8 protein-coding genes are annotated in these 7231 nt (G+C 46.4%); 3 read left to right on the top strand and 5 right to left on the bottom strand.

The annotated features are described in order from the left end of the window. Nucleotides 1–199 precede the first annotated feature (199 nt). Complete coding sequence (locus Q0257_RS07130) at nucleotides 200–736, bottom strand: DUF6803 family protein (protein WP_298023352.1); 537 nt, start codon at nucleotides 734–736, stop codon at nucleotides 200–202. A gap of 311 nt (nucleotides 737–1047) precedes the next feature. Between Q0257_RS07130 and Q0257_RS07125 the strand changes: the two genes are divergently transcribed. Further along, nucleotides 1048–1266: a hypothetical protein gene (locus tag Q0257_RS07125; RefSeq protein ID WP_298023349.1), complete on the top strand. Its 219-nt coding sequence runs from the start codon at nucleotides 1048–1050 to the stop codon at nucleotides 1264–1266. Nucleotides 1267–2507: 1241 nt separating this feature from the next. On the opposite strand, the gene Q0257_RS07120 is transcribed toward Q0257_RS07125, so the two are convergent. The 3 genes from Q0257_RS07120 to Q0257_RS07110 form a co-directional block, all read right to left on the bottom strand. After that, nucleotides 2508–2924: a hypothetical protein gene (locus Q0257_RS07120; RefSeq protein WP_005870906.1), complete on the bottom strand. Its 417-nt coding sequence runs from the start codon at nucleotides 2922–2924 to the stop codon at nucleotides 2508–2510. Between the two features lie 280 nt (nucleotides 2925–3204). Further along, nucleotides 3205–4605, bottom strand: coding sequence for a multiheme c-type cytochrome (locus tag Q0257_RS07115; RefSeq protein ID WP_297962329.1), 1401 nt, complete (start codon nucleotides 4603–4605; stop codon nucleotides 3205–3207). A 10-nt stretch (nucleotides 4606–4615) separates the two neighbouring features. After that, complete coding sequence (locus tag Q0257_RS07110; protein WP_291940163.1) at nucleotides 4616–5173, bottom strand: NapC/NirT family cytochrome c; 558 nt, start codon at nucleotides 5171–5173, stop codon at nucleotides 4616–4618. Nucleotides 5174–5372: 199 nt separating this feature from the next. Between Q0257_RS07110 and Q0257_RS07105 the strand changes: the two genes are divergently transcribed. Both Q0257_RS07105 and Q0257_RS07100 read left to right on the top strand, forming a co-directional pair. Beyond that, the gene (locus Q0257_RS07105) at nucleotides 5373–6218 is read left to right on the top strand and encodes a fumarate hydratase (RefSeq protein WP_298023346.1); all 846 of its coding nucleotides are present in this window, start codon (nucleotides 5373–5375) and stop codon (nucleotides 6216–6218) included. A 10-nt stretch (nucleotides 6219–6228) separates the two neighbouring features. Further along, nucleotides 6229–6789 carry a Fe-S-containing hydro-lyase gene (locus Q0257_RS07100; RefSeq protein WP_177389396.1) on the top strand — a complete coding sequence of 187 codons (561 nt, stop codon included), beginning with the start codon at nucleotides 6229–6231 and terminating at the stop codon, nucleotides 6787–6789. A 217-nt stretch (nucleotides 6790–7006) separates the two neighbouring features. On the opposite strand, the gene Q0257_RS07095 is transcribed toward Q0257_RS07100, so the two are convergent. Further along, nucleotides 7007–7231: hypothetical protein (locus Q0257_RS07095; RefSeq protein WP_298023343.1), on the bottom strand; the 225-nt coding region annotated here is incomplete at its 5' end.

Here is a 7231-nt window from a genome sequence, read left to right as displayed (position 1 = left end):
TAAAAAGGCGGGGCGATAAGCTTGATATTAAATTTACCACCTCGCAGGCGACAGATGAAAGACGGTAAAATTTTATTTGAGAGGTGCTTGCATATGCATTTTATAGACGAAAGGCAATCAAATCATGAAGTATTTATCAACCCCGCGCTATCGGCGAGATAGAATTTTAAAATTTAGCCCAAGCTGAGCATGCTAAAAGTTAATGTGAATGCTCCATCTTTGAGTGATCCATGCCGCCGTGATCCATGTTCTCCATCGAGCCATGATCCATCATAGAATGTTCCATGCCACTCACACCTGGATCGGTCATTCCAAAAATCATCGCGACGTGTCCTAGCACCAAAAATACAATCAGCGCCAAGAAATGAAATTTAAGCCTAGCTCTAAATTCCGCTCCTTTTGCGATAACTCCTAGCTCCAAAAGTAGCAGTACTAGCGCAGGCAGCGCCGCTGCTGCGTATGCAGCCAAAGCTAAGGCGTCCGCAGCGCCACGTAAATGAATAGCGGGCAAAATTTTAACCGCTACGTAAATGATTAATATCGTAAAATAAGCGCCGAGAATGATGCTAAGGCATTTATTGATTTTTAGCGCCAAGGAGCCCTCATTCGCGCGGTACAAGCTAAAAAATTCGCTCGCTACTATCGCTTCTGCTAAGCCCATCGGCACCGCCATAAATAAAATCAAATTCCACGGCTGATTTGCCATCAAAAGCTCCATGTAATTCGTCATTGCCATGTTTTCTCCTTATTTTGGTTTAAAGGGCGCAATTCTAGCGGCTTTCGGTAAAAAATTTTAAAACAATAGATAAGATTAAGTGCGCCTTTAATCTTATCTTTCCGTAAAACGATTTGGGCTGCGTCTTAAAACTCGCTCACAAATATTAAATTTATCTCGCTTTACACGCCGCCTCTTCGTATCTAACGTGAAATTTAGAAAATTTATATTTGCAGATGCAGCTGCATTAAATTTAGCCAAAACGCTTTAAATTCCGTAAAATTTCAGTTTTGTAAAGATAAAATTACGACATTTTTTAAAAAGGATTTAAAATGAAAAACACCCTCTTGTTCGCCTGCGCGGCATTATTTATATGCGCTTGCTCCGCTCCAGAGCAGCCAAAGCCAGGCGTTTCGCATTGTAGCGAGCCCAAAATGGACGAGGCGTCACATCAGATGATTCAAATTTGCGGCGAAAGCGAGGATCCGCAAATCGAAAATATGCAGTGCAACGAAAACGGACTTTGCTTCGGCACCGCAAAAATCAGATAGCCGAAGCTCCGCAGGCGCTAGCGCTAAATTTAACTATTTTAAAGCCGAAACCGAACGCCCGCAAGCGGTCTAGGCCACGCTTTAAAATTTCGCCCGCAATTTAAATTTAGACCCGCTTCACGCGCTGATGCATTTTATCTATCTTATTTTTAGCTGCGTCCGCCGATTGATCGAGCTGCTCTTGGCGCGATAAATTTTAAAATTTCATCGCCAAGCACGGCGCGTAATTAGGATTTAAAAGTAAGCGCGGCTCAAATTTCATAAGTTTAAAATTTTAAAGCGACATGCAATTTAAAATTTCAGGTCTCTCACATGCTAGCGGTGCGAAATTTTGCGCAAGCTCAAAATCCGCGCTAGGCAATTTTGTGCCGCTGCAAAATTTCTAGATCACCTCTGCTCAGTAGAATTTTTAGCAGTGCAGATGAGGACGCGAAATCTGCGCCGTGTAATCCCACGTGTATCGCACCATACAAATTTCTATGTCGTGCGCCCAAACACATAGCCTATCTCGCCACAAAATCGCTTGCGAAATGGCGCAGTATCCTTAGTCGCATAGCGCAGCGCAACCTTGCTCACTGCGTGGTCGAGGTCCGTAGCTGTAGTGCGAAATGGCGTGGAATTCTTTGTTGCGCGGTCGAAGTTCTCAACCCGCAAAAAGGCGCGGCATCTTCTATCGACGGTGCGAGTTTATAGTCTCTAACTCGCACCTTAAAATTCCGCTTCAAACTCATTATTTAAAATTTCGTCTCAAAAAATCACGTATGAGAAATTCTGCTTTATCTTTACGGCTTAAGATTTCGTATGGATCGCACCGAGCAAAATCTCGTCACTGCGCGACGCAAGCTTAAAATTTCAGCGGTGAGCTCGTAGCGATATTAAATTCTGCTTCACTATTACGACTTAAATTCTATCACAAGCCCGCAGATTTAAAATTTTACTTCAAACGACGCTGTGAAATTTCTACCCTCCCTAGGTAGATATCTCTCGGTGCCTGCGCCGCTCGCACTTAGCGGCGACGCTATATCTTCGCCGATAGCAACCCTCGCACAGGGCGCCTACTACAGCGCATAGAAAATAAAGCGCGCCTCTTGCATAATCGCGCCTCTAAAAAATTTTAAGCGACCGCAAAATTTTAAAATTTAAAAGCAGCCTTCGATTAAGCCGATTTTTATAAATTTGGATTTGCTTTGTAGCAGCGCAATCTGGCGAGTAAGGCGCAACCATAAGTTACGCAGCTAGCTTTACGTCAGCTGCTTGAACATTTCGATCTGCTCCTTCGTAAGCTCGATCAAATCATCGTTTGCGTATTTAAGCGATGTCTCCAGGCTTGCGATGAGCTCCTTACGGACGAAGCTCACGCTAAAAAGCGTCGCCCAAAATCGCGCTCCGCTGCCCGTGCTCGGATCTTCCAAGACCGCTCTAATCGCAGCTACCGCAGCAGCATCATCCGCCGCACCTAGCACCTCGTCCACGAGCGGATATTCACCTGCGCCGTCGCCCTCGTTTAGCGAGCGCAAAAGCGGCTCAAGCGCTTCATCACATGGATTATCACGCAAAAATTCCCGTACCGCGCGAAACTCTGCCGCGAGCTGATCCGAAAGCTGCGCAGGCATCGGCTGATGAAGTCTCAAAAAGTCTAATGCCGTTTGCTTGTCCATAAAATTCCTTTTAAATGATATGCGCGATTGTAGCTAATTTTGGATTGCAAAGAGATAAATTTACTCTAATTTATCAGCTACTTCCGTCATAAATTCTCAATAATCTTAAATAATTAGATAGTGATTTTGTAGTGGCTTTTAGGGGCGATTTTCGATGGGCTTTGCGCGGATTACAAAATAAAATTCCAAAATTTTATCCAAACAAAAAAGCCCCTGCGAAGTGCAGGGGTTTACAAGCTTGATCTGTTTAGTCTGGCAGAATTTAGCAGACTAAAAAGGATTATTCCTCGATCTTGCCGGTTTTAATGCGGCGCTCATAGATTTCGCGCATCTCTCTGATGTCGTTTTTGACCTCGAATACGCCGTGCCAATGCGAATAATCAGGTCCGCCCATTAGCGCGCCTTGACGCATTCTGCGACCCTCGTGGTGCCATGAAACATAGTAGATTCGCTGGAACGCATCCGCCCAAGGATCGTCTTTTAGAAGTTTCTTTTCCTTAAGCTCTTTTAGCATCTTAGTCGCTTCGTCGTTGTAAACGTTATATAGAAGTACCTGCTTATCGCCCACCTCAAAGAAATTATTCGTGTGGGTGCTTGCGTGGCACTCTTTGCAGACTTGCTTCATCTCCGCACGCGCTGCCTCAGGACCGTTTAGGTTACCCGCCAAAGGATTACCAACGTTTAGTTTGCCGGTATTTAAAAACTCGCTTACCGCGGTCTCATTACCGCCGGTGCGTAGATTGCTCTTAGGCTGCCACAAATTCCACTTCAAGCGTTGAGATACATTGTGAGTGGAGTTTAGATCGCCCACACCGCCGCTAATATGGCAGGTCGCGCATGTAGGGGCGCGGTAGTCAGGAACTGCCCAAGTACCAGGAGCGCTGTCAAATTTCCATTCATTGCCTTCGGCGTTAAATACGTGTCCGTGCATTGAGTTGTTGTAAATTTCGATATCCGGATGATCAGGTCCTAAGTGGCAAGATGCGCAAGCAGCAGGCTTACGAGCTTCAGCAATCGAAAATTTATGACTCGAGTGGCATGATTTGCATCCGCCTACGCTACCGTCCGGATAAACCGTACCGATGCCGTAAACGGGCCAGGTCTCTTTGGTAGGCTTGTTATGCTCATCCATTTTAATGACGCTACCGTGGCATTGAGAGCAGCCGGTAATATCAGGCGCGTGTTTAAGATCAGGGATATCACGTCCTTCGTAGTGATACATTAGATCAACCATTCCTTTGTTGGCTTGCATCTGCATAGCGCCTCTTGCGTGACCGCTGTTTTCAAACTCTTTAACCTCGTTACTGTGGCATTTGGCACAGGTTTTAGGGCTAACTAGCACCGAAATATGATTGTCTGTGTCTTTCGGATGCGGCTCTTTAGCTGCCATAGGGCTATCTGCTGGCTGCGAGTGGCAGTCGGTACAGCTAACGCCTACGTGAGCGTGGCGGCTCATCTTCCAATCCGCAACGACGCCCGGAGTTTTTTCGGCATGGCACTCGACGCAGCGTCTAGCTAGCGGCGTAAGCTGCCTATTTACCTTTAAATTCTTCGTAAGACTAACGTTTACGGAATTGCTTACGTTCGCGTCCGACGCGGACATATTCGCATGCTGCGCGGGCATTTCTGCGAATGCAAACGATGCGATACAGGCTATTAAAATAGCGACTTTTTTTAGCATTGCTTCTCCTTTACTTGGTTTTGTTATTTTCTCGGTTGTATTTATCCCAATATTTGGTAATCTCTATACCCATATTTTTGTGACCGACATTTTCGTGGCACTGCACGCAGGTTTTGCCGGTAGTGCCCGCGAAATAATCCCTATGCGCAAGCCAGGCTTTATTTACTTGATTATTCTGCTCTTTTAAATTTCGATGGCAGCTCAGGCAGCCGCTTTCATAAACGAAATGATTTCGCTCCTTGCGTTTTTCTTGCCAGTCGATCTTATCGGCATCGGTAAAGACCGTTTTGTAGACATCATTTGCGGAGGTTAGAGCTTTAGTCCAAAGATACATAAAGGTATTTTCATGAGAAACGTGACAGGCGACGCAATCGGCCTTGAAGCCTTGCGGGTTATTGCCGCCGTGAACATCGTTGTGAAAGGCGTTTGCCATCGGCTGCATCGTATGACAGGATACGCAGAATTTATCGGTGCCCGTAAGGTGAACCATCTCCGCAATCCCAAGAGAAAGTATCATTCCTATAAGCACACAAGCGCCCACGAGCAGCACAAGAGTTTTCTTTTTCATAGGTTTCCTTGATTTTAAAATTTCTTCGCAAAATTTTTAGTATTTGATAATTCGGAAAGCGGTATTTTATTATAAAAAGATTAAAAACCGCTTATTTTCTAGCCTTTTGTTAAAATTTATTAAATGAAGATAAAATTTTAAACTAAGTTTTTAGTTTAACGGAATATAATCCATTAAAATTTCAATACAAGGAGAGATCATGAAAACGATCCAAGCGGATGAAATTACCAAAGTAGTCAGCGAACTTTGCAAAAAAGCCTGTTATCACGTCACGCCAGATATGCGCGCGGCATTTGAGAAAGCGCGCGAGAACGAGACTTCGCCTATCGGCAAAGATATCTTAGGCAAGCTCTTACAAAATGCCGATTTGGCGGCAAAAGAGGTCGCGCCGATCTGCCAAGATACCGGTATGACGGTGGTTTTTGTCGAACTCGGTCAGGACGTGCATATCGAGGGCGGATATCTGGAGGATGCTATCAACGCAGGTGTTGCGGACGGCTACGTAGGTGGCTATCTACGCAAATCCGTGGTCGCAGAGCCACTTTTTGAGCGAAAAAACACCACGAACAATACCCCCGCAGTCATCAATACCCGCATCATCCCCGGCGACAAGCTTAAGATCAAAGTAGCTCCTAAGGGCTTTGGCAGCGAAAACAAATCGGTGCTAAAAATGCTTGTTCCCGCAGACGGCATCGAAGGGGTAAAAAAGGTATTTTTAGAGGCGGTCAAATACGCTGGTCCTAACGCTTGTCCTCCTATGGTCGTAGGCGTCGGTATCGGCGGCACGATGGATAAGGCGGCGCTTTTAGCCAAGCAAGCCGCGGTTCGCTCGATCGACAGCAGAAATCCCGACGAGCGCTACGCCAAGCTAGAGGATGAATTATTGGAGATGGCGCGCGCTACGGGCGTCGGTCCGCAGGGTCTGGGCGGCATAAATACCGCCGTTAAGGTAAATGTAGAGTGGTATCCGACCCACATAGCGGGGCTTCCGGTCGCCGTTAATATCAACTGCCACGCGGCTCGCCATGCCGACGCCGAACTATAAGGAGGAAATCATGTCAGAAGTTAAAAGAATTACCGCACCTTTCGATAAAAGCGTAGTAAAAAGCCTAAAGGCGGGCGATAACGTCCTAATCAGCGGCACCATCATCGCAGCTCGCGATGCCGCGCACAAGGCTCTAACCGAAACCCTCGCTCGCGGCGAGAAGCTACCCGTAAGCTTAGCCGGCGAGACTATATATTATCTGGGACCGACTCCTGCTAAACCCGGTCAGGCAATCGGTGCTGCGGGACCTACGACTAGCGGACGCATGGATAAATATACTCCGACGATGATAAACGAGGTAGGCATAAACGGCATGATCGGCAAGGGCTACCGCAGCGACGCCGTCGTCGAGGCGATGAAAAAATCGGGTTGCGTCTATATGGTCGCTATCGGAGGAGCGGGCGCGCTAATCAGCCAAAGTATCAAAAAATATGAAGTGCTAGCCTATCCGGAGCTCGGCCCCGAGGCGGTCGCGCGACTTACCGTAGAGGATTTCCCAGCTATCGTAGCGATAGATAGCGAGGGCAATAACTTCTACGAAGTAGGACAGGCGCCTTATAGAAAAATTTAAATTTTTCTAGCGGCGTCCGCGCGGCGCTTTTTTGCGGCGCGAGCGTTCGTAAATTTATCGGCGTCCGCTCGGGCGCCCTAAATTTCGCAGCATAATCTGCGGCGTTTGTTTCGCGAAATTTTACGACTCGGCGCAGTGAAATTTTATAGCGAATTTAAAGCGCGCCCGTAAAATTTTATCTCTCTTACGGCACGAAATTTTTAAAATTCCGTGCCGCTTAAATTTCTACCGAAATTCCGCCTTCGCTCCATTTAGACGATCCGCCGCTAAAATTTAATTGCAAATTTATCCAAGCCGAAATTTTAAAATTTCGTCGCCGTTCGTAAGCAAATTTAAAGCCCGCAAGCGTCATAATCCATCTCAAATTTAAAAGGAGCGAGATGAGCGCAAGCGAGCTGGAGCAGATCAGACTGGGGCTTTTGTATAAGGCGAAAAGAAATAT

It is taken from the genome of uncultured Campylobacter sp. (assembly GCF_938018035.1).
Lineage (GTDB): Bacteria > Campylobacterota > Campylobacteria > Campylobacterales > Campylobacteraceae > Campylobacter_B.
This window is presented reverse-complemented; position numbering and strand designations above follow the sequence as displayed.

What these genes read in the sequence shown, in the direction of transcription:
- Q0257_RS07130 (WP_298023352.1), bottom strand. Translation starts at nt 736, where the DNA reads ATGGCAATGACGAATTACATGGAGCTTTTGATGGCAAATCAGCCGTGG.
- Q0257_RS07125 (WP_298023349.1), top strand. Translation starts at nt 1,048, where the DNA reads ATGAAAAACACCCTCTTGTTCGCCTGCGCGGCATTATTTATATGCGCT.
- Q0257_RS07120 (WP_005870906.1), bottom strand. Translation starts at nt 2,924, where the DNA reads ATGGACAAGCAAACGGCATTAGACTTTTTGAGACTTCATCAGCCGATG.
- Q0257_RS07115 (WP_297962329.1), bottom strand. Translation starts at nt 4,605, where the DNA reads ATGCTAAAAAAAGTCGCTATTTTAATAGCCTGTATCGCATCGTTTGCA.
- Q0257_RS07110 (WP_291940163.1), bottom strand. Translation starts at nt 5,173, where the DNA reads ATGAAAAAGAAAACTCTTGTGCTGCTCGTGGGCGCTTGTGTGCTTATA.
- Q0257_RS07105 (WP_298023346.1), top strand. Translation starts at nt 5,373, where the DNA reads ATGAAAACGATCCAAGCGGATGAAATTACCAAAGTAGTCAGCGAACTT.
- Q0257_RS07100 (WP_177389396.1), top strand. Translation starts at nt 6,229, where the DNA reads ATGTCAGAAGTTAAAAGAATTACCGCACCTTTCGATAAAAGCGTAGTA.